The sequence below is a fragment of the Flavobacterium sp. DSR3-2 genome, assembly GCF_049896525.1.
Lineage (GTDB): Bacteria > Bacteroidota > Bacteroidia > Flavobacteriales > Flavobacteriaceae > Flavobacterium.
Genome location: NZ_JAFCUM010000006.1, coordinates 65,295 through 88,847, shown reverse-complemented (window position 1 = coordinate 88,847; position 23,553 = coordinate 65,295). Strand labels below are relative to the sequence as shown.

Here is a 23,553-nt window from a genome sequence, read left to right as displayed (position 1 = left end):
ACAAGGCAATACCGCTTGTCTTTAGCAACTTAAAATGTTATTTCCAGAAAATACAAATTTAAAAATCTTTAATGAGGAGATGAAAATATCTAAGTTTTTTCGGGTCGCTAAATAAAGGGATTGCGGCGACATCCTAAATTTTTTCTCTAAAAAATAAATATAAAGCCTTAAAATCGACTCCAATGTAATTAACTTAAAAAATTATATGATTGATTTAAAGTTACTTATTTCTATTAAGTAAGAGATATTTTATAATAAGATAATAAACAGCAGTAGACTGAATAATGGAAATTATAACCCATAAAAATTTAGTTTGTACCTGAACAACTGTATATTCACATACTTTTTGAAAAACACAGAATCCCTATTTTCTACTCTTTATAAAATTCACTATTTTTGCAGTCTAAATTTTAGTCATGCCAAACAAGAAATACAAAATAGCGGTCATTCAATTAAACCTTAATGATATTGCCGAAAACAACCTGATAAAATGTTTAAGTTGGGTTCGTGATGCCGCAAACCTTGGTGCCGAGGTGATTTCATTACCGGAATTATACAGCAGTCATTATTTTTGTCAAAGCGAAGATGTAGATAATTTTGCTTTGGCAGAACCATTGTACAGTACTTCGTTTATTGCTTTTAGCGCTTTGGCAAAAGAATTAGGCGTGGTTATTATTGTTCCCTTCTTCGAAAAAAGAATGGCAGGAATTTACCACAACAGTGCGTACATCATTGACACAGACGGTACAGAGGCAGGATTGTATCGCAAAATGCACATTCCAGATGACCCTCATTTTTATGAAAAATTTTATTTTACCCCCGGTGATTTGGGCTTTAAAACGATTCCAACGAAAAAAGGAAAAGTTGGAACGCTGATTTGTTGGGATCAATGGTATCCGGAAGCCGCTCGATTAACTGCTTTGCAAGGGGCAGAAGTGTTATTTTACCCCACAGCAATTGGCTGGCACCCAGGTGAAAAAGAGGAATATGGAGTAAACCAACATGGTGCTTGGATGAGTGTAATGAAAGGTCACGCCGTTGCAAATGGTGTTTACGTGGCAGCAGCAAACAGGATTGGTTTAGAACAATACTTGCCTGATACGGCGGGAATTCAGTTTTGGGGATCATCGTTTATTGCGGGACCACAAGGCGAAATTTTGGCGCAAGCCTCACACGATAAAGAAGAAATTCTTATTGCCGAAGTAAATTTAGACTTACAAGAAAACGTGCGTCAGAACTGGCCTTTCTTCAGAGACAGAAGAATAGACGCTTTTGGTGATATCACAAAAAGAGCAATTGACTAATGATGAAAACGAGTAACAACAGAAGATTCCCTGCGGAGTGGGAAAAACAACAAGGAATTTTACTTTGTTTTCCGCACAACGGCAAGGATTGGCCAGGAAAATATGAAGCGGTTCAATGGGCTTTTGTAGAATTCATTAAAAAAGTGGCTACTTTCGAACAAGTCTTTTTGGTAGTTGCGGATGAAAACCAAAAAGAAAAAGTCAATACGATGCTGGAAACAGCTCATGTTGAAGTAACAAATGTTTCGTACATCATTCATAAAACAAATAGAAGTTGGATGCGTGATTCGGGTCCAATTATTGTAAAAAACGGAACTGAGAGAGAAGCTTTAAACTTTAATTTCAATGGCTGGGCTAAGTATAAAAACATTCAGCTGGACAAATTTGTTCCTGCGAAAGTGGGCGAATTTCTCCATATTCCTGTGACTCAAGTGATGTATAAAGGAAAACCAGTAATTGTTGAAGGTGGTGCGATTGACACTAATGGCCGTGGTACTTTACTGACTTCAGAAGAATGCTTAATGCACCCCGATATTCAGGTTCGGAATCCAAATTTCACCAAAGCCGATTACGAAGCCGTTTTCAAAGAATATCTTGGAATTACAAATGTGATTTGGTTAGGTGACGGAATTGAAGGCGATGATACGCACGGACACATTGATGATTTATGCCGTTTTGTCAATGAAGATACGATTGTGACTATTGTGGAAACAGATCCAACCGATACTAACTACAAACCGTTACAAGAGAACTTAAAGCGATTGCAAAACGCCAAACTGGAAAATGGAAAACCACCTGTAATTGTGGTTTTACCAATGCCAAAACGTTTGGAATTTGATGGCTTAAGATTACCCGCCAGTTATGCTAATTTCCTAATTTTGAACAATTGTGTTCTTGTTCCAACTTTTAACGACAGTAATGATAGAAAAGCGCTGAATATCCTTTCAGAATGTTTTCCTGATAGAGAAATCATCGGAATTAGTGCAACTGATTTTATATGGGGTTTTGGAACGTTGCACTGCTTGAGTCAGCAAATTCCGGAATAGATTTAAAATAAAGAAAATAAAAAAGACTTGTAGATCTAATTCCTACAAGTCTTTTTTATTTTTAACAAACCAAAATACTATTTGTCTCTGGTAAACGGTATTTTTTGTCCTTCGGGAACAATCATTTCAAATCCGTTCAGATTGTCATCAAATTGAAATTTAAGTCCCGCTTGCTTCGATTCGAAACTATTTTTCCCTGTAGGTTCCACTGTGAAACTTGGATAATTCGGTATCAAAACATTTAACGCACCATTTTTTTCTGAAAAAGTAATTTTTAAAGGTGCCATTTTAGTAGAATATGTTCCTAAATAACCATCCAGAATTACATCTTTTTCAATCAAACCTGTAGCTGCTGTCCAAATGTTATTTCCTTCATTACTGTCTGGTAAAACATGATCCGGATCTAGCGTGATACTCTCAATTTCCTCCGTCGAATTATGTTTGAATGACCACGCTTTGTTTTTTTGCCACACTTCAACCGGTAATTTAACACGAGTTATTTTTCCGCTTTTCGATTTCACGTCTAAACTTACTGGCATTGCCATTTTTTCAAAATTTTCAATAGAAATTATAACGCCTTTTTTAGGATCATTTTTTACATATTTTATCGAATTAATTCCTTGGTCTAAACGCCAATTGTATCGGAACCAACCTCTCCAAAACCAACTTAAATCTTCTCCTGCAACATTTTCAATTGTTCTGAAAAAATCGTCTGGTTGCGGATGCTTGTATGCCCAACGCTCAACATAAGTTTTCAATGCTAAATCAAAACGTTCCGGTCCCAATACTTGTTCGCGCAAAATCACTAATCCCGAGCTTGGTTTTGAATAAGCTAAAAGACCAATATTGCTTTCTTTCATATTATCCGGAGAACTCATTATGGTTTCAAGATTCGGACTTGTATACGCTTCAGCTCTTTGATGCATATCGGCTGGCTTGTCTTTGTATTCGCCATTATTAAAATCTATGGAGCTCAATGAATTAATAAAAGTATTAAAACCTTCATCCATCCAAGCAAACATTCTTTCATTTGACCCAACAATCATAGGAAACCAAATGTGTCCAAATTCATGATCTGTAACACCCCATAAATCAGCTCCTTTTGACTCCCAACTACAAAAAACAATTCCTGGATATTCCATTCCGCCTTCATTACCGGCAACGTTGGTAGCTGCAGGATATGGATATTCCAACCATCTTTTAGAATAATTTTCAATTGTAGCTTTCGTATATTCTGTTGAACGTCCCCATGCTGCTTCACCGGCACTTTCGATAGGATAAACTGAGATTGCCAATGATTTTTTACCACTTGGCAAATTTATCTTTGCCGCGTCTAAAATAAATGCCGCGGACGAAGACCAAGAAAAATCTCGGGCATTTTTAATTTTATAATTCCACGTTTTAGTAGTTTCTGTAACCATTTTCGATGAATTTTCAACTTCAGCCGCAGTACGGATAAAAACTGTTTTATCACTTTGTTTTGCTTGTGCTAATCTGCTTTGCTCCACAGTAGAATAAACTGTTGTAGAATTTAACAATTCGCCGGAAGCAACCACAATATGATTTGCTGGCGCTGTAATACTGACATCAAAATCACCATATTCTAAATAAAATTCCGAAGCTCCCAAATACGGATTTGTATTCCAACCGCGCACATCGTCATACACACACATGCGTGGATACCATTGCGCGATGGTGAAAATTTTACCGTTTTTAGTTTCCAAAATTCCCATTCTATCCGAGCCTTCAAAAGGCGCGATAAAGGAAAAGTCGATTTTGATTTTAACAGCACCGCCTTTAGCATTTAATCCTTGTGGCAGAAAAACCTGCATTCTTGTATCCGTAATGACGTACTTCGCATCTTTTTCAGTAGAAACTCCTTTTAAAGTAGTTATTACTTTCACCGATTTTATTTTATGACCGCCATCGAAAATTTGGCCTTGAGCCCCATTTCGGCTTCCTCTCACAGGTACAACTGCATTTCCACGAGAATCAGCTTTGAATAAATTTTGGTCTAAGTTCATCCAAACAAAAGCCATTTTATCCGGACTATTATTTGTGTAGGTAATAATTCCTGTTCCGGAAATTTCATTGTTTTTTTCGTCCAGTTTTGCCGTTAATTTATAATCGGCACTATTTTGCCAATATTCAGCTCCGGGCTGACCACTTGCAGATCGTGTACTTGTTCCATTTTTTGAGTAAAAAAACGGAGCAAAAGCATCATGGTAATCGTACTTAGAAACAGCGCTACCAATTGTACTTGCTGGAGTTTGTTGCGCCCAAATGGACGTAACTCCCAATAATAAAGTCAAATGTAATATGACTCCGAAACGAATGTTTTTCATATTCTTGTATTTTATATCACAAATTAAGGAAAAAAAAGAGAATTTTAAGCTATTTGGAAAGAAATGATTCCATTTTAAATATATAAAATCAACCTTAAATTGAATTAGAATTAAAAATTATAAAATACATTTACCATAGAAAATCAATTTTTAAATCAAAGACGAACAATTTTGAAAACCATAATAAAAAATTCAATTCTCACAGCTGAAATCAAACATTTTGGTGCCGAATTAATTTCCTTAAAAACAAATCTGAATAAAGAATACATTTGGGAAGGAAATCCAGAATTTTGGGGCAAGCACTCTCCTGTTTTGTTTCCAATTGTTGGTACATTAAAAAATAATTCCTTTCATCATAATGAAATAGAATATCATTTATCGCGACACGGTTTTGCCAGAGACATGGAGTTTGAATTAATTGATGCTACCGAAAATAGCGCTACTTTCTCCCTACAATCCTCTGCAGAAACAGTAAAAGTGTATCCTTTTGAATTTGAATTACAAATCATTTACACATTACGAGAAAATAATTTATCAATAATTTATAAAGTAACAAATAAAGGAAAAACTGCGATGCCGTTTTCCATTGGAGCACATCCTGCTTTTACTTTGCCAAATCAATTTGAAAATTATGTTATTGCTTTTGAAAAAGATGAATCGTTCAAATATTATCTTTTACAGAATGATTTAATTTCAAATAAAACCAAGAAATTAGAAGTTCACGATAAAAAGATTCCTCTGAATTATGAATTATTTGAAGACGACGCATTAATTTTTAAAACAATCAAATCCAAATCGCTGACGATTTTAGAAAATGAAAATCCAATTTTAAGAGTACATTTTGAGGATTTTCCGAGTTTAGGAATTTGGACCAAAAAAAATGCTCCTTTTATTTGTGTTGAACCTTGGTTTGGTTATGCGGATACCACTGAAAATTCCGGAAATCTATTTGAAAAGGAAGGCATACAAATTTTAGAATCAAATGCAACTTTCCATTCAAAATTCAGTATTGAAATCGTTTAATTCCTAAAATATGTTAACTATAAACTTCAGTCCATTTCCAAATTTAGAAACCGAACGCTTACTTTTAAGAAGAGTAGATTCTAATGATATAAAGGAGATTTTTGCATTGCGATCTAATCCCGAAACCATGAAATATATTCCAAGACCTTTAGTAAAAACGGATGAAGATGCCTTGGAACACATTGCTATGATTGACAGTAAAATAGATAGTAATAAAGGTATTAATTGGGCTATTACGCTGAAAGGCAACCCCAAACTTGTTGGAATTATTGGACACCACAGAATAAAATCGGAAAATTATCGCGCCGAGATTGGGTACATGTTATTGCCTGAATTTCATGGAAAAGGAATTATTTCTGAAGCAGTAAAAGAAGCCGTAAACTATGGATTTACTGTTATGAAATTGCATTCGTTAGAGGCTGTAATTGACCCTGATAATCATGCTTCTGCAAAAGTTTTAGAAAAAAACGGTTTTATTAAGGAAGCGCATTTAAAAGAAAATAAATTTTATGAAGGGCGATTTTTGGATACAGTAATTTATTCTACGTGGAATAGATAGCATTTGTGTGGTAAGACTAAAATAACTTAGGGCGTTAAATTAATTTCAACAAGAAAATTTGAATTATTAATACTACATTTGTAATTCTCAGAATTCGAATTTAATTGGTTTTATGTGTTAGAAAACTCTTTTTATGAAAAAATTATTTATTGTTTTTTTCGTGCTCTTCTCAATCTTACTGCAAGCGCAAACGTATGTAAAAGTTAATGCTTTTACTACATTGTTGACAATTCCAAACGTGGGTATTGAAACCAGTATCGGAAAAAAATCGACATTACACTTTGATGCTCTTGCCTCTTTTTGGAAATCAATAAACGGCAAACCCAGAGAATTTTATACTTTCACACCCGAATACAGATATCATTTTCAAGAAAAATACAATGGATTTTATGCAGGCGCGCACATTGGCGCGAGTATCTTTAATTTTCAAAAATGGAATTATTTAAATACTAATCTGTATGAAAAAGGAGTGGGTTATTTTATAGGCGCAACCATCGGTTACCAAGTTAAAATCAATGATAAATTCATGTTAGACTGTTTCTTAGGTGGCGGCTGGCACCAAGGATTTTACAAAGGTTATGATCTAACTACCGGAGAACGATACGACAAAGCAAAGAAATATAACAAAAGCGGCGAATGGTTCCCATATAGAGGTGGCGTAATGGTTTCTTACAAATTATAACTACCTTTTATTTTGCAAATTTACTGACTGATTTTAAGTATAAATCTTCCACTTGTTTTCTTGCCCAATCTGTTTTTCGTAAAAAAGTCAGAGTGGATTTAACACTGGCATTGTCCGTAAAACATTTTATTTTAATCAGTTCTCCCAAAGTATCAAATCCATAATGAGCTACTAATTGTTCAACTATCGTTTGAAGTGTGATCCCGTGAAGCGGATCTTTCGATTTTAAATTTTCCATTTAGCAAATATATAAAATCGTGAAATACTTATTTTTTAAATTCATTCAAATGAAAAAAATTCTAATAATACTTGCACTATTATTTTTAAATATCAGTTTTGGACAACAAAGCACAACTACTTATTACTTCATTCGACATGCTGAAAAAGTCGATAATTCTCAAAATCCTGATCTATCTGAAAAAGGGTTGAAAAGAGCGGAACTTTGGAACAAAATATTTTCAGAAATTAGTTTTGATAAAATATATTCAACGGATTATAAAAGAACTACACAAACCGCAAGTCCTATCGCCACAGCGAAGAAGATTCAAATAAAATTGTATAATCCTAAAACCCTAAACATTGAATCATTCAAAAAAGAAACTTTAGGAAAAAAAGTTTTAATCGTAGGACATAGCAATACCACACCAACATTTGTCAATCAGATGATTAATCAAAAAATATATGTAGATATCGAGGATGGAACTTTTGGGAATCTATATATGGTAACCGTAGTAGATAATATAATTTCTTATCAATTATTAAAATTTGACTAAAACACTCCCTAAAGATAAAGTGAAAATAAAAAAAAGTCACTTTCGAATGATAGTTACTTTTTATATTATCGTGCTTTTTTAACAGTTTTTTTTTAAAAATTTCATTCATACTCCCATTCCTAAAATCAATGGATTTATAGTTACTTCATTAGGAATACTAAGTCCTGTTGCTAAATTTGAAGCATCTACAGTTACGTCGGTTTTTAGAAATAATTTTTTAGCATCAACATTGATAAAAAAAGTTTCGTTCAACATTAGATCAAAACCAACTTGGAAATCATAAGCGACATTGTTTTTATAACTAACATTTTTAACTGTGTTTCCATCCTCTACATTGTAATAAATAGTATAGTTGACACCAGCACCAATGTAAGGTTTAAATACTTTTTCTTCAAAAGGTGTAAAATGGTATTGCAATGTTAATGTTGGAGGCAATAACCAAACATTTCCTAAATCTATGTTGACATTAGTTGGTCCTCCAATAGCCGAAATATCGGAGCCGACAGTATTAAGATCGTACTTGGTAGTTCCTAAAATTAGTTCGGCTGCAAAATGCTTTGTGAAAAAATAAGTAAAGTCCAGTTCCGGAACAAATGTGTTTGAGAGAGAAAGAGACATCACCTCCAATAATTCCGATTTTGGCACTTTCATATAGTATAACCGCAATTCCTCTAATTCGAGCCTGCCATTTTTTAAAATCCTGAGTATTATTTTGTTCTTGGACTTGTGCATTTAATGTCAAAAAAGACACCGCCATAAAGGCTAAGATAATTTTTTTCATTTTAACTTTAGTTTAAATTGTTAAGCAAATTTAAGTTTGAGCCTTTCATTTTAAACTGATATAAATCATCGTTTGAAAATTATTTACACTTATTTTAGAGCTTATTACTGGATAAATTTTCAATTTTATTATACATTTGCATTCTATGCTAAAAACAATAAACATATTCAACAAGAGAGCCAGATTCGACTATGAAATAATCGAAACATTTAATGCTGGAATTGTTTTGGCTGGTACCGAAATCAAATCGATTCGACTAGGAAAAGCAAACATCACAGAGAGTTTTTGTGAATTTAGTAACAATGAGCTTTTTGCCATAAATACCTACGTTGAAGAATACACTTTTGGAAATCAATTCAACCACAAAGCCAGAAGCGAAAGGAAATTACTTTTGAAGAAAAAGGAATTAAAAGGTTTGTTAAAAAGTGTTCAAGCAAAAGGATTAACAATAGTTCCTTTGAAGCTTTTTACCAATGATAAAGGATTGGCTAAACTACAAATAGGGCTTTGTAAAGGTAAAAAAACTTATGACAAGCGCGAATCTCTTAAAGAACAGGATACCAAACGAGATCTAGACCGAATCAAAAAATCATTTTAAATTAAAAGAAAATTGAAATGGTTTTTTTAGCTTTAAAAAATGACTTAATTTGTCAAGACAATTTAAAACATTTACTTTAAAATGAAAACATTACTTAAAAATGCAAGAGAACTGAAAGGGCTTAAAACCAGAGAGGTGGCGCAACTTTTAGGAATTGATCAAGCCTTAATAAGTAAATTTGAAAGCGGGACCAGAAAACCAACAAGAGAACAGGTTGTAAAACTAGCATCATTATTGGAAATCGATTTAGAAACCATTATGGTCACATGGCTTAAAGAAAAAATTCTCTATGAAATTGGTCATGACGAGTTTGCTTTTAAAGCATTGCTCGTGGCTGAAAAAGAGATAAGATATCAAAGTAAACCCGCAAAGAAAAAATTATCTAATACACTGCAGAAAGTATTAGACGAAGTAGATGCTTTGAAGACAAAACTAGATGGGCTTCGTCAATTTGACAGTTATCGCATTGCACAAGCTTTAGAGCTGGAATATACTTTTGAAAGTAACCGTATCGAGGGAAACACGATGACGCTTCGAGAAACTGATTTGGTTATCAATGAAGGTTTAACTATTTCCGGAAAAAGCATGCGAGAACATCTTGAAGTAATTAATCATCATGAAGCAATTGCATACATCAAAGATTTGATGCAAAGAAATACTTCCATAAATGAACGCGAAATACTGTCTATTCATAATCTTATTTTGAGGGGAATTCATTTGGAAGATGCGGGTCGCTGCAGGAAGGTTCAGGTGATGACTCAAGGAAGCAGTCATGTGCCGTCACAATCTTTTCTGAATGCCAAAGAAATGGAAAACTTTTTTATTTGGTATGAAACCAATAAATTAATCCTTCATCCTCTAGTTTTGGCTGGCGAAATTCACGAACGATTAGTCACTATCCATTCATTTATTGATGGAAATGGCAGAACTTCCCGCTTGGTTATGAACTTGGTATTGTTACAACATGGCTATATTATCGCTAATATAAAAGGTGATTATGATAGTAGAACGCAATATTATCAGACATTAGAAACGGCTCAAACTAAAAACAATAAAGAAGATTTTTTATTGTTTATCGCTCAAATGGAAAAAGAAAGCTTAGAACGGTATTTAAATATTATTGGTCAGTAAAAAACACGTTTCGCTATTTAAGCGCGACGTGATTATTATTTAATTTTTATCTTCTAATAAAGGAACGAATCGAAATTCTCCAAATTCATGCTTTTCGAATTGAGTTTCATTTTTCCTGATTAGCAAAGTCATTATTTGCACCTCTTCGCCTAATGGAATAACGAGCCTTCCTCCTATTTTTAGCTGTGCCATCAGAGGTTGGGGAATAAATGGAGCGCCTGCCGTTACAATTATGCTATCAAAAGGAGCGTAGCTTGGCAATCCTTTATAACCATCTCCAAAAGAAAGATGTTTGGGACGAATATTCAATTTTGGAAACAGAGCAGATGTTTTTTTGAATAACTCGTTTTGCCTTTCAACACTATATACTTTTGCTCCCATAGTACACAAAACAGCCGTTTGATATCCGGAGCCGGTTCCTATTTCTAAAATTTTATGTTCTTTTTTTACTTCTAATAATTGAGATTGAAAAGCTACAGTGTACGGTTGTGATATCGTTTGGCCAGCTCCGATAGGAAATGCTTTATCTTGATACGCAAAGTCTTCAAAACTGGAATTCAAAAATAAATGTCTCGGAATCTTTTTTATCGCATCCAAAACATTTTTATCTGTAATTCCTTTTTGCTCTAAAACGCTTACTAATTGATTTCTAAGTCCTTGATGCTTGGCTTTGTCTTGCAAAATTTACTATTTTATTTTGGTAAAAATAGAAAACAATTTTTGAAATCAAATGTTGGATTTTAAAATTTAAATTAACTGAAGAATTGTCCTGCATCAATAATAGATTAATCATTTTATTCTTATTTTTGTAAAAATTACATCATTATGCTGAAAATTGGAGTATTAGGTGCTGGTCATCTGGGAAAAATACATTTGCGACTATTACAACAATCTGATAAATATGAATTAGTCGGTTTTTATGACCCAAATCAAGAGAATGCCGAAAAGCTTTCCAAAGAATTTGGGTATAAACATTTTAGCACAATTGCAACTCTTATTCATGCAGTTGATGTAATTGACATTGTTACCCCAACTCTTTCTCATTACAAATGTGCCAAAGTAGCCATCAAATCCGGCAAGCATGTTTTTATAGAAAAACCCATTTCAAATACGGTGGAAGAAGCCGAAGAAATTATTGCCTTAGCAAAAGAATATAATGTCAAAGGTCAAGTTGGGCATGTGGAACGTTTCAATCCTGCATTCATAGCTACCAAAAACATGATTGAAAATCCTATGTTTATTGAAACCCATCGTCTTGCTGAATTCAATCCTCGTGGAACCGATGTTCCTGTAGTATTAGATTTGATGATTCATGATATTGATGCTATTTTAAGTGTTGTAAAATCTAAAGTAAAAAATATAAAGGCCAGTGGCGTTTCAGTTATCAGTGATACACCGGATATTGCTAATGCGAGAATCGAATTCGAAAATGGTTGTGTTGCCAATTTGACGGCGAGCAGAATTTCGATGAAAAACATGCGTAAATCTCGTTTTTTCCAAAAAGACGCTTACATCTCGGTTGATTTCTTAGAAAAGAAATGTGAAGTGGTAAAAATGAAAGATGCTCCGGAAATTCCTGGCGATTTTGATATCATTTTACAAAATGCCGAAGGCGTAAAAAAACAAATCTATTTCTCAAATCCAGATGTAGATCAAAACAACGCAATTCTTGATGAATTTAAATCATTTGCAGATGCCATAAATAACAACACTACTCCTATCGTAACGTTGGAACAAGCAACTGAAGCGTTAAGAGTAGCGTACCAAATTATTGATTGTTTCAAAAAATAATCTTTAAATCCTAAAATTAAAATATTTTAATCCAAAATAAGAATGAAAACAATAGCTGTAATCGGAGCAGGAACAATGGGGAATGGAATCGCCCATACTTTTGCACAAAGTGGTTTTACCGTAAAATTAATAGATGTTTCTGAAAAATCATTAGATAAAGGAATGGCAACAATTGCCGCTAATCTAGACCGAATGATTGCAAAAGGAAGTACTACCCAAGAAGACAAAGCTAATACGATTACCAATATTATAACTTACACGGATATCAAAGATGGTGTTGTAGGTGTAGATTTAGTGGTTGAAGCGGCAACTGAAAATGTAGAATTGAAACTAAATATCTTCAAGCAATTAAACGAAGCTTGTTCTCATAATACGATTTTGGCAACCAATACTTCTTCTATTTCTATTACTCAAATTGGAGCAGTCGTAGCACATCCTGAACGTGTTATCGGAATGCATTTTATGAATCCAGTACCAATTATGAAACTCGTAGAAATTATTCGTGGTTACAATACTTCGGACGAAGTAACTAAAATCATCATGAATCTCTCGGAAAAACTAGGAAAAACACCTGTTGAAGTCAACGATTATCCTGGTTTTGTTGCCAATAGAATTTTGATGCCCATGATTAATGAAGCTATCGAAACCTTGTATAATAAAGTGGCCGGTGTTTATGAAATTGATACTGTTATGAAACTTGGAATGGGTCACCCAATGGGACCTTTACAACTTGCTGATTTTATTGGTCTTGATGTATGTTTAGCAATTTTAAATGTAATGTATGACGGCTTCAAAAATCCAAAATATGCGCCTTGCCCATTATTAGTAAATATGGTTCGTGCAGGGAAAATGGGTGTAAAGTCTGGTGAAGGTTTCTACGATTATTCTGAAAGCAAAAAAGCTGAGAAAATTTCTAAACAATTTATATAAAAAGTCACCCTTTTCGGTCGCTGTTTTCAGATTGTACGATCACCTGAAAACTGCGACTGTGACTATAAACTAAATCAGATGGCTAAAATAGTTCCTTTTAAAGCAGTTCGTCCCACTCGTGATAAGGTTTGTCTTGTCACTTGTCGTTCTTATGAAGAATATGTAAATGCTGAATTAGCAGCACAATTAGATTTTAATCCGTTGTCCTTTTTACATATTCTAAAGCCTGCATATACCAATCCTGAAACTGTTTCTTTTGAAAAAAGATACCGACAAGTACATCAAAAATACGAGGATTTCAAAAATGAACTTATTTTAATAAAAGACAATAAACCAGCAATTTATATTCATAAAATTGTAACCAAAACACACGCTTTTACCGGAATTATCGTAGGCACAAGTGTCGTAGACTATTGCAACAATATCATTAAAAAACACGAAGATATTATTGCGTTCAGAGTTCGATTATTAAAAGAATATATGAAATATTCAGAGTTCAATACCGAACCTGTTTTAATGACCTATCCTGATAATAAAACGATTGAAAATTGGATATTTAATTGTACCCAAAAATTAGCCGATTTTGAATTTTCAACGACTAAAAAAGAAATTCATTATCTGTGGAAAATTCAAGACGCATTAGAAATCGATTGGTTGCAAAATATATTTGAAAAGACCGATAATCTTTACATAGCTGACGGTCACCATCGCACCGAAGCGCTGAAATTATTATCTGAGGAAAATGATGATCCAGAAAACACAGCAAAAAATCACATCCTGAGCTATTTAATTTCCGAAAATAATGTCAAAATATACGAATTCAATCGGTTAGTAAAAGATTTAAACGGGTTCTCGAAAGAAGATTTTATCACAGAATTAGAAAAGGATTTTATTCTTGAAAATAAATTTCAGCAACCTTTTCACCCTTCTCAAAAGCATCATTTCGGAATGTATCTGGACAATGAGTTTTATAGTTTAATTTTACGAAAAGAAAATGAAGTTTTCTTAACTGCTTTGGACAGCTTAGACACACAAATTTTATACAAAAAAGTGTTGCTGCCGATACTTGCCATTGAAGATTTACGAAACGACGAACGAATCGAATATCTTTCAGGAAAACAATCCGTTTTAGAAATAAAAAATAAAATAGATCAAGGAGAATTTGAAATCGGTTTTATATTATTTCCTTCGAACATTGGAGAAATAAAAGCATTAGCTGATGCCAATTTAATTATGCCTCCAAAAAGCACGTACATTGAACCTAAATTCCGAAGTGGATTGGTTATATATGAACTTTAGATTTCAATAACCTTTTAAAATCATACTATTAAAATGGCAATAGCAACAAATTTAATCCAAATAAAATCCACTTTACAAGAACATGTAACCTTAGTTGCAGTTTCAAAAACCAAACCTGTTTCGAATTTAATGGAAGGGTATGAAGTTGGTCAACGCATTTTTGGAGAAAACAAAATCCAAGAAATGGCCGAGAAATGGGAACAAATGCCAAAAGACATTCAATGGCACATGATAGGTCACGTTCAGACAAATAAAGTCAAATTTATGGCGCCGTTTGTTAGTTTGATCCACGGTGTGGATAGTTTCAAATTATTAGAGGAAATCAATAAACAAGCTAAGAAAAACAACAGAATTATTGATTGTTTATTACAAATTCACATTGCTGAAGAGGAAACTAAATTTGGTCTTAACGAGGAAGAACTCGTTTTACTCCTATCTTCGAATGACTTTCAGCAACAAAAAAATATCCGAATCGTTGGACTAATGGGAATGGCAACTTTCACAGATGATAAAGAACAAGTCAAAAAAGAATTTAATCAATTAAAATCTATTTTTGATCAGTCCAAAATGAATAATTCACAATTCACCATTCTTTCGATGGGAATGTCCGGCGATTATCAACTCGCAATTGAATGCGGAAGCACAATGGTTCGAATAGGAAGTAGTATCTTTGGGGAACGAAATTGATTTTTGATTTGAGATTAACGAATATTGACCCGAACGGTAGCGAACTGGCGAAGCATTTCAGATTTAAAAATCTCTACTTCAAAACTGAATACTAAAAACTGAACACTGAATACTTATTTTGTACGCAATACTAGACATAGAAACCACCGGAGGACAATTTAACGAAGAGGGAATCACTGAAATCGCCATCTACAAATTTGATGGTCATGAAGTAGTAGATCAATTCATCAGTTTAGTAAATCCGGAAATCCCAATTCAGCCATTTGTTGTAAAACTGACCGGAATCAACAATGCCATGTTGCAATCTGCTCCCAAGTTTTTCGAAGTAGCTAAACGCATCATCGAAATGACAAATGATTGTGTCATTGTGGCTCATAATGCATCTTTTGACTACAGAATCTTAAGAACTGAATTCCGACGATTAGGGTATGATTTTGAAGCCAAAACAATTTGCACAGTCGAATTATCAAAAAAATTATTACCGGAACAGCCATCTCATAGTTTAGGGAAACTCGTTCGTGCTCTTGGAATCCCAATGGCAGATCGCCACAGAGCAAGCGGTGATGCTTTGGCGACTGTGAAATTATTTAAAATCCTTTTGGAAAAAGATTTAGAAAAAGAAATTGTAAAGGATTTTATAAAACTGGAAATAGAAAGAGGAATCACTCCAAAATTACTAGATATTGTTGCTGGATTACCTGCCAAAACAGGTGTTTATTACATTCATAATGAAAAAGGAAACCTGGTCTACATTGGCAAAAGCCGAAATATAAAAAAACGCATCAACCAGCATTTTACAGGAACTTCCACTAAATGTAAAAAGATTCAAGCCGAAGTTTTTACGGTAACGTATGATGAAACCGGAAGTGAATTGATTGCATTATTGAAAGAAAGTGAAGAAATAAAAATCAATAAACCCATCTACAACAGAGCACAGCGAAAAAGTATCTTTCAATTAGCTTTGTACGCGGAAAAAGATGAAAAGGGATACATTAATTTAAAACTTCAAAAAGCAGATGGCCGAAAAAAAGAAATCACCTCTTTTACTTCCATTCAAGAAGGAAAAAATGCGTTGTTCAGAATCACTTCCCATTACAATTTATGTCAAAAACTTAGCGGCTTGTATCATTCCAAAACAAACTGTTTTCAATACAGTATAAAAGAGTGTGACGGTGCTTGTATTGGCGAGGTTTCTCCCGAAGAATATAATGCAAGAGTACAAAATTTTATAGATAAAAATACATTCCAAAATCAAAATATGGTTTTGATTGATAAAGGAAGAACCATCAGCGAACGTTCAGCAGTTTTGATAGAAAACGGGATTTACAAAGGCTACGCTTTTTATGATTTAAACTATCAAATTAACAATATCGAAATATTGAGGAACATCATTATTCCGATGCAAAATAATCGTGACACCCGCAATATTATTCAAAGTCATGTTAGAAGAAGTACCACTTTAAAAGTGATTAAATTTTAAAGCTATTCGAGTTATTTATAAAAAACATGAAATACCTAATCACTATCATCGGACCTACAGCTATAGGAAAAACTTCCTTAAGCATTGTTTTAGCAAATTACTTCAATTGTGAAATCATTTCCTGTGACAGCCGACAGTTTTTTAAGGAAATGACTATTGGAACAGCAGTTCCAAGTAAATCTGAATTAGCTACAACAAAACACCATTTTATCCAAAACAAATCTATATTTGAAAATTACACAGTTGGGGATTTCGAAAAAGAAGCGATTGTAAAACTGGACAAACTATTTTTGACCAATGATTACGTGATTCTGGTGGGTGGTTCCGGATTATACGTAGATGCAATTCTAAAAGGTTTTGATGAATTTCCCGAAATAGATTCTGGAATACGTGCAGACATAAACAAGAACTATGAGAAACTGGGAATTGGATATTTGCAACAAAAACTCGAAGTTTTAGATCCCTATTATTACAAAACTTTGACTGCTGAAAATCCTCAAACATTGCAAAACCCGCAACGAATGATGCGTTTTGCAGAAGTATGCCTGGGTTCTGGAAAACCGTATTCATCTTTTTTAAACCAGAAAAAAAATAATCGAAACTTCACTCCTATTTTAATTGGTCTGGAAGCCGACAGAAAGATAATTTATAGCCGAATCAATCAACGCGTTGACATCATGATGAATGAAGGACTTCTGGCTGAAGCCAAAACGTTGTTTCCAAACAAAGAACTCAATGCGCTACAAACCGTGGGTTACCGGGAGTTATTCAGTTATTTTGACAGAGAAATTTCATTGGAATTTGCCATTGAAGAAATAAAGAAAAACACAAGACGATTTTCAAAACGCCAATTGACTTGGTTCAAAAGAAATGAAAATACAAAATGGTTTGATTTCGAAACTCCGTATGAAACTATTGTGGATTACATCAATTCGAAAAAATAAAACTAAAGAATCCAAATTAATAATTTATAATCCATAATTCTCTCCATGCCTATCTCTCCCAACTTCACATCTGTTTTAAGCAAAGACTGGGAAATTAATTTCACCCAATGTGCACCAAATGGATTTTTAAAATATACTGATTTGTGCAATATTTTGCAATTAACAGCAGCTGCACATTCCGAAGTTGGCGGAATCAGTTTTACAGACATGCAAGAATTTAACCAAGCTTGGGTATTAAGCCGAATGAGAGTTGAAATCACTAAATTACCAAAATGGGGAGATACAGTAACTGTGAAAACATGGATCAATTCCCTAGAAAATTCTCGTTCCGTTCGTGCGTTGGAAATGCATGTAAATGGAGAAAAAATTGTGGGTTCTGAGACTTTTTGGGCTGTTTTTAATACTAAAAAGCGTCGGCCGGAAGGATTGAAATTGCCATTCGAACATTTTGAATTATATCCCGAAAAAAGAGCTACTAAAGATGGTTTCTCCAAAATAAATTTCAATAATGAGAAAGAAATTGTTTTCGAAAAAAACGTCTTTTTATCCGATTTAGATATTGTAAATCATGTCAATAATGTCAAATATCTGGAATGGTGTTTGGATTTTGTCGATGAAAAATTAATCCTAAATCAAAAAATTGAAAGTTTTGAGATGAATTTTTTAAAAGAATTATCCCTAAATGATAAGGTTATCATTCACGAAAGTATTGCAGAGAATGAAACTGTTTTTAGTATCACAAAAGAGGACAAAACGAGTTTTGCTCTACAATTGAACTGGAAATAAAATACGTCTTTTTGTTCTAAAAAAAAGCCTCAATTTCTTGAGGCTTGCTTCTATTTATTCTGCTACTTTATTTTTAACCACTAATCTAAATCCTTCTCCGTGGATGTTTAAAATTTCCACATCTTCATCCAGTTTCAAATATTTTCGAAGCTTAGCGATGTACACGTCCATACTTCTTGAAGTAAAATAGTTATCATCTCTCCAGATTTTTGTCAAGGCTAATTCCCTTGGCATCAAATCATTTTCATAAAGAATTAACATTTTCAATAATTCATTCTCTTTTGGAGACAGTTTTATTGGTTCTTCATTATTAAAAGTTAAAAAACGAAGTTTTGAATTCAAATGAAATTTACCAATATTAAATTCAAATTGTACTTGCTCTGCTTTCGTATCAGATGATTTTCTTTGAATTATGGCTTTTATTTTCATCAATAATACTTCCGAATCAAAAGGTTTATTCAAGTAATCATCAGCACCTGCTTTATAACCTTTCAACACATCTTCTTTCATCGATTTTGCTGTCAAGAAAATGATTGGCACTTCATTGTTTTTTTCTCTGATTTCTTTGGCTAATGTATATCCATCTTTATATGGCATCATCACATCAAGAATACATAAATCAAAAGTATCTTTCTTGAATTTTTCAAATCCTTCCATTCCATTTTTCGCTAAAGTGACATCAAAATCATTTAGCATTAAATAATCTTTTAAAACTGCACCAAAATTAAGGTCATCTTCGACTAGAAGTATTTTTTTATTTACATTTTCCATATTCTAATTTATTAATGGTAATTTTATTATGAAGGTACTACCTTTTCCCTTTTCACTTTCTACATAAACTTGACCGTTATGGTCGTCAACAATTCTTTTTACATACGCTAAACCTAAACCATGTCCTTTGACATTGTGAATATCGCCAGTATGTTCTCTGTAAAATTTTTCAAAAATTCTTTTTTGGGCAATTTTACTCATTCCCAATCCTTTATCTTTTACTTTGATAATAATCATGTCCTTGATATTTTCAGTAAAAATCTCAATTTCAGGAACGTTTGGAGAATATTTTATAGCATTCTCCAGAATATTTACAATTACATTGGTAAAATGAACATCATTAATCAAAACTGTGGTTCTTACAGCATCAAAATGACTTTTAATTGTACCTTCTCTATCTTCCAGAATCAAATTCACGTGCTCAATCGCGTCGTTTATTATATCATGGATATTATGTGATTCTTTGATGATATTTAATTCCTTCTTTTCTAATTTAGAGATGCGCAGTACATTTTCTACTTGTGCATGCATCCGCTTGTTTTCATCTTTTATCATCTGCAGATATCGCAATACCTTTTCTCTATCATCTATTATTTTTGGATTTCTGATGGCATCCAAAGCTAAGTTTATCGTGGCAATAGGAGTTTTGAACTCGTGTGTCATGTTATTGATAAAATCATTCTTGATTTCAGAAATCTGACGTTGGCGAATTAATTGATTTAACGCGCTCGAATACGCAATTAAAATAATTAATGTGAAAATTATTGAAAGAACGGTTATACTTACCAATTCAGATAATAAAAATTTCTTTTTGTGGGGAAATGTAACTAACAATTGATATTTACTGTTCCCTTCATTATCAGTAAATATTGGAGTGGAGTACGTTGCTTCTTTGTTATATTTAAATTCGTTCGATTTTACATTAGTGGCCAAATTATTATTGTAAATACTAAATTCAAATTTCGTATTTACACCAGATTCCTCTAATTCTTTTTTGATGAGTTTATTCAACGTCTCTTTTGAAACTCTTTCCTGAATTGGTAAAACAGAAGCAAAATCTTTATAAAATATTTCAAATGAAGCATTATCTAAAACATCTAAATTACCAGTTTTTTCAATCCTGATATCTGGTATTAAACTTTGTGTTACGTTAGATTTATCAATAGAATTATTGTTATAAACTTCTGTAACACGTTTAGAATTAAAGCTCTTAAACTTTTCACTATCAAATTTTTTATCAAAGAACGTAGGTGAAATATTGTAATCTTCAGAAATTATACTGTTTGAATATATAATTGTTTTATTGGTTCTTGGATTTTTTTGAACGTAATAAAATTCCAATATATCATCCTTTTTTGGTACTTTTCCTGTACTGTCACGATAGTGATTTATTTTATCATAAAAGTTATACGCTTCCTGTTTTTGAATCTTATCAGCCACACTGCCAATAACTTGCTTAACATGAAATTTAAATTGCTCGTCATTATTTTTAAATGAGGTATTAAACCAATACACCTGAACTAGAATAATCCCAATTAGGGACAAGCTCATTAATAAAACAAGTACTTTAAAAAAAAGTTTATTCATCAAAACAAATTTAGTATTTTAACAATATATTAAATAATAGATTAACCAAACATTAACACCTATGAATGTTTTTGTTTAATCTTTAAAATTTTAAGAATTCGATATACTTCCAGTTTTGCATTTTCAAGTGAAATATTTTCGATAACAAAATCACTTTTAGAGATTCGTTTTTCATCTGTCCACTGTGCATTTATCCTTTTTAAAACAAGTTCACGAGTGGTTTTATCACGTTCGATAACCCGTTGAATCCTTGTATCTGTTGGAGCTGTGACAGTTATAATAAAATCGCAGTTTTTATAACCTCCACTTTCAAATAAAATAGCCGCTTCATAAATTACATAAGGAATTTTTTTATACTGCAAAAGCCAGTGTTCAAAATGCTTTTTTACGGCAGGGTGAACAATATTGTTAAGTAATTCTAATTTTTCCGGTTTATTAAATACGATGTTGGCCAGTTTCTCTCTATTCAATGTTCCGTGTTCAAAAATTGCTTCGCCAAATGTATTTTTTATCGCAGCAATAATTTCCGAAGATTGCATAATGTTTTTAGCTTCATCATCAGCAATATAAACTGGAATCCCAAAGGATTGAAAATACTTTGCAATAGTAGTTTTTCCGCTTCCGATACCGCCAGTTAAACCAATAATTTTTGTCATGTTACACTTTAAAAAATAATTCGGGAAAAGCTTCTTGCGGTTTTTGATTTAAAATAATTACCTTATAATACGATTTTATAAAGCCTAAACCGTATCCATAAAACTGTTTCCAAACCGCTATTATTGATAAGTAGCCTATTTTAACACTTCTATTCTGGTAAGAAGACACCAAAAACAGTACGAAAAAGTAAAAAAAATACAACTGAAGTAGGTAATCAAAATTAAAAATGAACAACAATACAATGGAAGTAAAAAATCCAATGATGAAAACGGAAGGAAAGAAAAAAGTCAGTTTATTATATTTTGGATACCAACTGTTGAGAATAGGCCTTGCTTTTCCAAATTTATTCACCTGAATTGAAAACTTTTTCCAATCAATTCTTCTCTTATGATACACGTAAGCGTTAGGAAACAGTTTGGTTTCAAAACCTAAATTCCACAAACGAATTGACAAATCAGGATCTTCCCCCGGATGGATATTTCCAAAACCTTTCGATGCTTCAAAAGCTTTTCTGGATAATCCCATATTAAAACTTCTGGGTTGAAATTTATCAATTTTTTCCGAACCGCCTCTAATTCCTCCTGTAGTCAAAAACGAAGTCATTGCAAAATTAATCGCTTTTTGAATATCCGAAAAACTATCTAAGGCTTTATCAGGTCCTCCAAAACAATCCACATAATTTTGTTTTAAAGCTTTACCAACTTCCGATAAATATTGTGTTGGAATAATACAATCCGAATCGAAAATGATAAAATAATCTCCTCTGGCTTTCTGCATTCCGTAATTTCTGGAATCACCAGGTCCTGTATTTTTCTTATAATAATAAGAAATATTCAATCTGTCACCATATTTTTGAGCAACATCTTTACAAACTAAAGTAGACCCATCTTCTACTAAAACAATTTCAAATATTTCAGGATACGTTGCATGCGATAAACTTTCTAAAAGCTCATCAACTTCGTCAGGACGATTATAAACAGGTATAATTAGGGAAAAAAACATAAATATAATGTGTATTTTTAGACTTAAAAAATTTTAACAAATGTAATCTTTATCGATAAAAAAACCATCAACTAATAATTGATGGTTTTATAAATTTTAAATTCATTAATTTGATTAGCCAATACTTTCGATGTTTACCACTTCGTTTGCATCTGTTTTATAATCTACTCCTGCTACGTCAAAGCCAAATAGATTGTAGAAATCTTTTCTATATCCTTCTAAATCTCCAATTTCAGCTAAATTTTCAGTTACAGCTTCAATCCATAATTTAGCTACTTTTTCCTGAACATCCGGGCGCATTTCTAAATCGTCAATACGGATTCTTCCTTTCTCATCAACCGGAACTTCATTTCCGGTATACAATCTTTCTTGATACAAACGTTGAATTTGTTCGATACAACCTTCATGAATTCCTTCTTCTTTCATTATTTTATACAATAAAGAAATATACAATGGAATAACCGGAATGGCGGAACTTGCTTGTGTAACCAATGCTTTATTTACTGAAACATATGCTTTTCCATCAATAGCAGCTAAACTATCCGTGATAGCGAAGGCTGTCGCTTCAAGATGATCTTTGGCACGACCAATAGTTCCTTTTCTATACACTGCTTCTGTCAATGACGGTCCAATATAAGAATAAGCAACCGTTGTAGCTCCTTGAGCAAGAAGATTTTCTGCTTTTAAAGCATCAATCCACATCGCCCAATCTTCACCGCCCATAACGGCAACTGTGTTTTCAATATCGTCTCCACTGCATGGCTCGATTGAGATTTCAGAAACTTTACCTGAGTGAAAATCAACCGTTTTATTGGTATACGTTCCACCGATAGGTTTCAATACAGAACGATGCAAAACACCGGTAATCGGATGCATACGAACCGGAGAAGCTAAACTATAGATAACTAAGTCTACTTGCCCTAAATCAGCTTTTATAAGACCTAATGTTTGTTGTTTTATTTCATTTGAAAACGCATCACCATTAACACTTTTTGCATATAAACCTGCTTTATGTGCCTCAGTTTCAAAAGCAGCAGAGTTGTACCAACCTGGAGAAGCTGTTTTTCCTTCAGAAGGAGCTTTTTCAAAAAACACACCAATAGTTGCTGCATCAGAGCCAAAAGCACTTGTAATTCTGGAAGCCAATCCAAAACCGGTTGAAGCTCCAATTACTAATACTTTTTTAGCACCGTCAATTGCGCCTTTTGATTGTATGTATTCTATTTGATTTTTAACATTTTGCTCGCATCCTTTTGGGTGTGATGTCGTACAAATAAATCCTCTCATTCTTGGTTCAATAATCATAACTTTGGTTATTCGTTTATTTATTCTTCAAATACTCTTTTTCTCAAGCAATTTCATAAGCTTAAAAATGAC

General features: G+C 33.0%; 24 protein-coding genes. 15 read left to right on the top strand and 9 right to left on the bottom strand.

Going from position 1 to position 23,553, the window contains the following annotated elements:
* The first annotated feature begins 416 nt into the window (after positions 1–416).
* Together ACP7AV_RS09325 and ACP7AV_RS09320 are read left to right on the top strand one after the other, a co-directional pair.
* Positions 417–1,304, top strand: a complete 888-nt coding sequence (locus ACP7AV_RS09325) for a carbon-nitrogen hydrolase (protein WP_426091726.1) — start codon at positions 417–419, stop codon at positions 1,302–1,304.
* Positions 1,304–2,350 (top strand): agmatine deiminase family protein, encoded by a 1,047-nt coding sequence (locus tag ACP7AV_RS09320; RefSeq protein ID WP_426091725.1) that lies wholly within the window; start codon positions 1,304–1,306, stop codon positions 2,348–2,350. Before ACP7AV_RS09325 ends, ACP7AV_RS09320 begins: the two co-directional genes overlap by 1 nt.
* A 77-nt stretch (positions 2,351–2,427) precedes the next feature.
* On the opposite strand, the gene ACP7AV_RS09315 is transcribed toward ACP7AV_RS09320, so the two are convergent.
* A complete protein-coding gene (locus ACP7AV_RS09315; protein ID WP_426091724.1) occupies positions 2,428–4,695 on the bottom strand; it encodes a M1 family metallopeptidase in 2,268 nt (755 codons plus the stop codon).
* A gap of 171 nt (positions 4,696–4,866) precedes the next feature.
* Here ACP7AV_RS09315 and ACP7AV_RS09310 point away from each other — a divergent pair, with 171 nt between their 5' ends.
* The 3 genes from ACP7AV_RS09310 to ACP7AV_RS09300 all read left to right on the top strand — a co-directional run bounded on the left by ACP7AV_RS09310 (position 4,867) and on the right by ACP7AV_RS09300 (position 6,959).
* Entirely contained in the window at positions 4,867–5,718 is an 852-nt protein-coding gene (locus tag ACP7AV_RS09310; RefSeq protein WP_426091723.1) for an aldose 1-epimerase family protein, read from the top strand.
* A 10-nt stretch (positions 5,719–5,728) separates the two neighbouring features.
* Positions 5,729–6,277, top strand: coding sequence for a GNAT family N-acetyltransferase (locus ACP7AV_RS09305; protein WP_426091722.1), 549 nt, complete (start codon positions 5,729–5,731; stop codon positions 6,275–6,277).
* 133 nt (positions 6,278–6,410) lie between these two features.
* On the top strand, positions 6,411–6,959 hold the full coding sequence (locus ACP7AV_RS09300) for a DUF3575 domain-containing protein (protein WP_426091721.1): 549 nt from the start codon (positions 6,411–6,413) through the stop codon (positions 6,957–6,959).
* Positions 6,960–6,966: 7 nt separating this feature from the next.
* Here ACP7AV_RS09300 and ACP7AV_RS09295 read toward each other — a convergent pair whose 3' ends face one another.
* Entirely contained in the window at positions 6,967–7,197 is a 231-nt protein-coding gene (locus tag ACP7AV_RS09295) for a VF530 family DNA-binding protein (protein ID WP_426091720.1), read from the bottom strand.
* A 49-nt stretch (positions 7,198–7,246) separates the two neighbouring features.
* Between ACP7AV_RS09295 and ACP7AV_RS09290 the strand changes: the two genes are divergently transcribed.
* Positions 7,247–7,732 carry a SixA phosphatase family protein gene (locus ACP7AV_RS09290; protein ID WP_426091719.1) on the top strand — a complete coding sequence of 162 codons (486 nt, stop codon included), beginning with the start codon at positions 7,247–7,249 and terminating at the stop codon, positions 7,730–7,732.
* Between the two features lie 105 nt (positions 7,733–7,837).
* Here the strand turns inward: ACP7AV_RS09290 and ACP7AV_RS09285 are convergent, their stop codons facing one another.
* Entirely contained in the window at positions 7,838–8,383 is a 546-nt protein-coding gene (locus ACP7AV_RS09285; protein WP_426091718.1) for an OmpW/AlkL family protein, read from the bottom strand.
* A 275-nt stretch (positions 8,384–8,658) separates the two neighbouring features.
* Here ACP7AV_RS09285 and smpB point away from each other — a divergent pair, with 275 nt between their 5' ends.
* Positions 8,659–9,111: an SsrA-binding protein SmpB gene (gene smpB / locus ACP7AV_RS09280; RefSeq protein ID WP_426091717.1), complete on the top strand. Its 453-nt coding sequence runs from the start codon at positions 8,659–8,661 to the stop codon at positions 9,109–9,111.
* Between the two features lie 81 nt (positions 9,112–9,192).
* Complete coding sequence (locus ACP7AV_RS09275; protein ID WP_426091716.1) at positions 9,193–10,242, top strand: Fic family protein; 1,050 nt, start codon at positions 9,193–9,195, stop codon at positions 10,240–10,242.
* Positions 10,243–10,281: 39 nt separating this feature from the next.
* Here the strand turns inward: ACP7AV_RS09275 and ACP7AV_RS09270 are convergent, their stop codons facing one another.
* Entirely contained in the window at positions 10,282–10,923 is a 642-nt protein-coding gene (locus ACP7AV_RS09270) for a protein-L-isoaspartate(D-aspartate) O-methyltransferase (protein ID WP_426091715.1), read from the bottom strand.
* A gap of 144 nt (positions 10,924–11,067) precedes the next feature.
* Between ACP7AV_RS09270 and ACP7AV_RS09265 the strand changes: the two genes are divergently transcribed.
* The 7 genes from ACP7AV_RS09265 (at position 11,068) to ACP7AV_RS09235 (ending at position 18,159) form a co-directional block, all read left to right on the top strand.
* A complete protein-coding gene (locus ACP7AV_RS09265; RefSeq protein WP_426091714.1) occupies positions 11,068–12,033 on the top strand; it encodes a Gfo/Idh/MocA family protein in 966 nt (321 codons plus the stop codon).
* 42 nt (positions 12,034–12,075) lie between these two features.
* Positions 12,076–12,963 carry a 3-hydroxyacyl-CoA dehydrogenase family protein gene (locus ACP7AV_RS09260; protein ID WP_426091713.1) on the top strand — a complete coding sequence of 296 codons (888 nt, stop codon included), beginning with the start codon at positions 12,076–12,078 and terminating at the stop codon, positions 12,961–12,963.
* Between the two features lie 78 nt (positions 12,964–13,041).
* Positions 13,042–14,262, top strand: a complete 1,221-nt coding sequence (locus tag ACP7AV_RS09255) for a DUF1015 domain-containing protein (RefSeq protein ID WP_426091712.1) — start codon at positions 13,042–13,044, stop codon at positions 14,260–14,262.
* A 33-nt stretch (positions 14,263–14,295) separates the two neighbouring features.
* Positions 14,296–14,949 carry a YggS family pyridoxal phosphate-dependent enzyme gene (locus ACP7AV_RS09250; protein WP_426091711.1) on the top strand — a complete coding sequence of 218 codons (654 nt, stop codon included), beginning with the start codon at positions 14,296–14,298 and terminating at the stop codon, positions 14,947–14,949.
* 118 nt (positions 14,950–15,067) lie between these two features.
* On the top strand, positions 15,068–16,429 hold the full coding sequence (locus ACP7AV_RS09245; protein WP_426091710.1) for an exonuclease domain-containing protein: 1,362 nt from the start codon (positions 15,068–15,070) through the stop codon (positions 16,427–16,429).
* A gap of 26 nt (positions 16,430–16,455) precedes the next feature.
* A complete protein-coding gene (gene miaA / locus ACP7AV_RS09240) occupies positions 16,456–17,373 on the top strand; it encodes a tRNA (adenosine(37)-N6)-dimethylallyltransferase MiaA (RefSeq protein ID WP_426091709.1) in 918 nt (305 codons plus the stop codon).
* 45 nt (positions 17,374–17,418) lie between these two features.
* A complete protein-coding gene (locus ACP7AV_RS09235) occupies positions 17,419–18,159 on the top strand; it encodes an acyl-[acyl-carrier-protein] thioesterase (RefSeq protein ID WP_426091708.1) in 741 nt (246 codons plus the stop codon).
* Between the two features lie 54 nt (positions 18,160–18,213).
* Here ACP7AV_RS09235 and ACP7AV_RS09230 read toward each other — a convergent pair whose 3' ends face one another.
* From ACP7AV_RS09230 to fabV, 5 genes are all read right to left on the bottom strand, one after another.
* Positions 18,214–18,930, bottom strand: a complete 717-nt coding sequence (locus tag ACP7AV_RS09230; protein WP_091204557.1) for a response regulator transcription factor — start codon at positions 18,928–18,930, stop codon at positions 18,214–18,216.
* Between the two features lie 3 nt (positions 18,931–18,933).
* On the bottom strand, positions 18,934–20,517 hold the full coding sequence (locus ACP7AV_RS09225; RefSeq protein ID WP_426091707.1) for a sensor histidine kinase: 1,584 nt from the start codon (positions 20,515–20,517) through the stop codon (positions 18,934–18,936).
* 59 nt (positions 20,518–20,576) lie between these two features.
* Positions 20,577–21,173 (bottom strand): dephospho-CoA kinase, encoded by a 597-nt coding sequence (coaE, locus tag ACP7AV_RS09220; RefSeq protein WP_426091706.1) that lies wholly within the window; start codon positions 21,171–21,173, stop codon positions 20,577–20,579.
* Between the two features lies 1 nt (position 21,174).
* Complete coding sequence (locus tag ACP7AV_RS09215; protein WP_426091705.1) at positions 21,175–22,176, bottom strand: glycosyltransferase; 1,002 nt, start codon at positions 22,174–22,176, stop codon at positions 21,175–21,177.
* A gap of 114 nt (positions 22,177–22,290) precedes the next feature.
* Complete coding sequence (fabV, locus tag ACP7AV_RS09210) at positions 22,291–23,481, bottom strand: enoyl-ACP reductase FabV (RefSeq protein ID WP_426091704.1); 1,191 nt, start codon at positions 23,479–23,481, stop codon at positions 22,291–22,293.
* Between the last annotated feature and the right edge of the window lie 72 nt (positions 23,482–23,553).

Excerpts from the sequence above, each read along its gene's own strand:
- ACP7AV_RS09325 (WP_426091726.1), top strand. The coding sequence starts at position 417 with ATGCCAAACAAGAAATACAAAATAGCGGTCATTCAATTAAACCTTAAT.
- ACP7AV_RS09320 (WP_426091725.1), top strand. The coding sequence starts at position 1,304 with ATGATGAAAACGAGTAACAACAGAAGATTCCCTGCGGAGTGGGAAAAA.
- ACP7AV_RS09315 (WP_426091724.1), bottom strand. The coding sequence starts at position 4,695 with ATGAAAAACATTCGTTTCGGAGTCATATTACATTTGACTTTATTATTG.
- ACP7AV_RS09305 (WP_426091722.1), top strand. The coding sequence starts at position 5,729 with ATGTTAACTATAAACTTCAGTCCATTTCCAAATTTAGAAACCGAACGC.
- ACP7AV_RS09300 (WP_426091721.1), top strand. The coding sequence starts at position 6,411 with ATGAAAAAATTATTTATTGTTTTTTTCGTGCTCTTCTCAATCTTACTG.
- ACP7AV_RS09295 (WP_426091720.1), bottom strand. The coding sequence starts at position 7,197 with ATGGAAAATTTAAAATCGAAAGATCCGCTTCACGGGATCACACTTCAA.
- ACP7AV_RS09290 (WP_426091719.1), top strand. The coding sequence starts at position 7,247 with ATGAAAAAAATTCTAATAATACTTGCACTATTATTTTTAAATATCAGT.
- ACP7AV_RS09285 (WP_426091718.1), bottom strand. The coding sequence starts at position 8,383 with ATGAAAGTGCCAAAATCGGAATTATTGGAGGTGATGTCTCTTTCTCTC.
- smpB (WP_426091717.1), top strand. The coding sequence starts at position 8,659 with ATGCTAAAAACAATAAACATATTCAACAAGAGAGCCAGATTCGACTAT.
- ACP7AV_RS09275 (WP_426091716.1), top strand. The coding sequence starts at position 9,193 with ATGAAAACATTACTTAAAAATGCAAGAGAACTGAAAGGGCTTAAAACC.
- ACP7AV_RS09265 (WP_426091714.1), top strand. The coding sequence starts at position 11,068 with ATGCTGAAAATTGGAGTATTAGGTGCTGGTCATCTGGGAAAAATACAT.
- ACP7AV_RS09260 (WP_426091713.1), top strand. The coding sequence starts at position 12,076 with ATGAAAACAATAGCTGTAATCGGAGCAGGAACAATGGGGAATGGAATC.
- ACP7AV_RS09255 (WP_426091712.1), top strand. The coding sequence starts at position 13,042 with ATGGCTAAAATAGTTCCTTTTAAAGCAGTTCGTCCCACTCGTGATAAG.
- ACP7AV_RS09250 (WP_426091711.1), top strand. The coding sequence starts at position 14,296 with ATGGCAATAGCAACAAATTTAATCCAAATAAAATCCACTTTACAAGAA.
- miaA (WP_426091709.1), top strand. The coding sequence starts at position 16,456 with ATGAAATACCTAATCACTATCATCGGACCTACAGCTATAGGAAAAACT.
- ACP7AV_RS09235 (WP_426091708.1), top strand. The coding sequence starts at position 17,419 with ATGCCTATCTCTCCCAACTTCACATCTGTTTTAAGCAAAGACTGGGAA.
- ACP7AV_RS09230 (WP_091204557.1), bottom strand. The coding sequence starts at position 18,930 with ATGGAAAATGTAAATAAAAAAATACTTCTAGTCGAAGATGACCTTAAT.
- ACP7AV_RS09225 (WP_426091707.1), bottom strand. The coding sequence starts at position 20,517 with ATGAATAAACTTTTTTTTAAAGTACTTGTTTTATTAATGAGCTTGTCC.
- coaE (WP_426091706.1), bottom strand. The coding sequence starts at position 21,173 with ATGACAAAAATTATTGGTTTAACTGGCGGTATCGGAAGCGGAAAAACT.
- ACP7AV_RS09215 (WP_426091705.1), bottom strand. The coding sequence starts at position 22,176 with ATGTTTTTTTCCCTAATTATACCTGTTTATAATCGTCCTGACGAAGTT.
- fabV (WP_426091704.1), bottom strand. The coding sequence starts at position 23,481 with ATGATTATTGAACCAAGAATGAGAGGATTTATTTGTACGACATCACAC.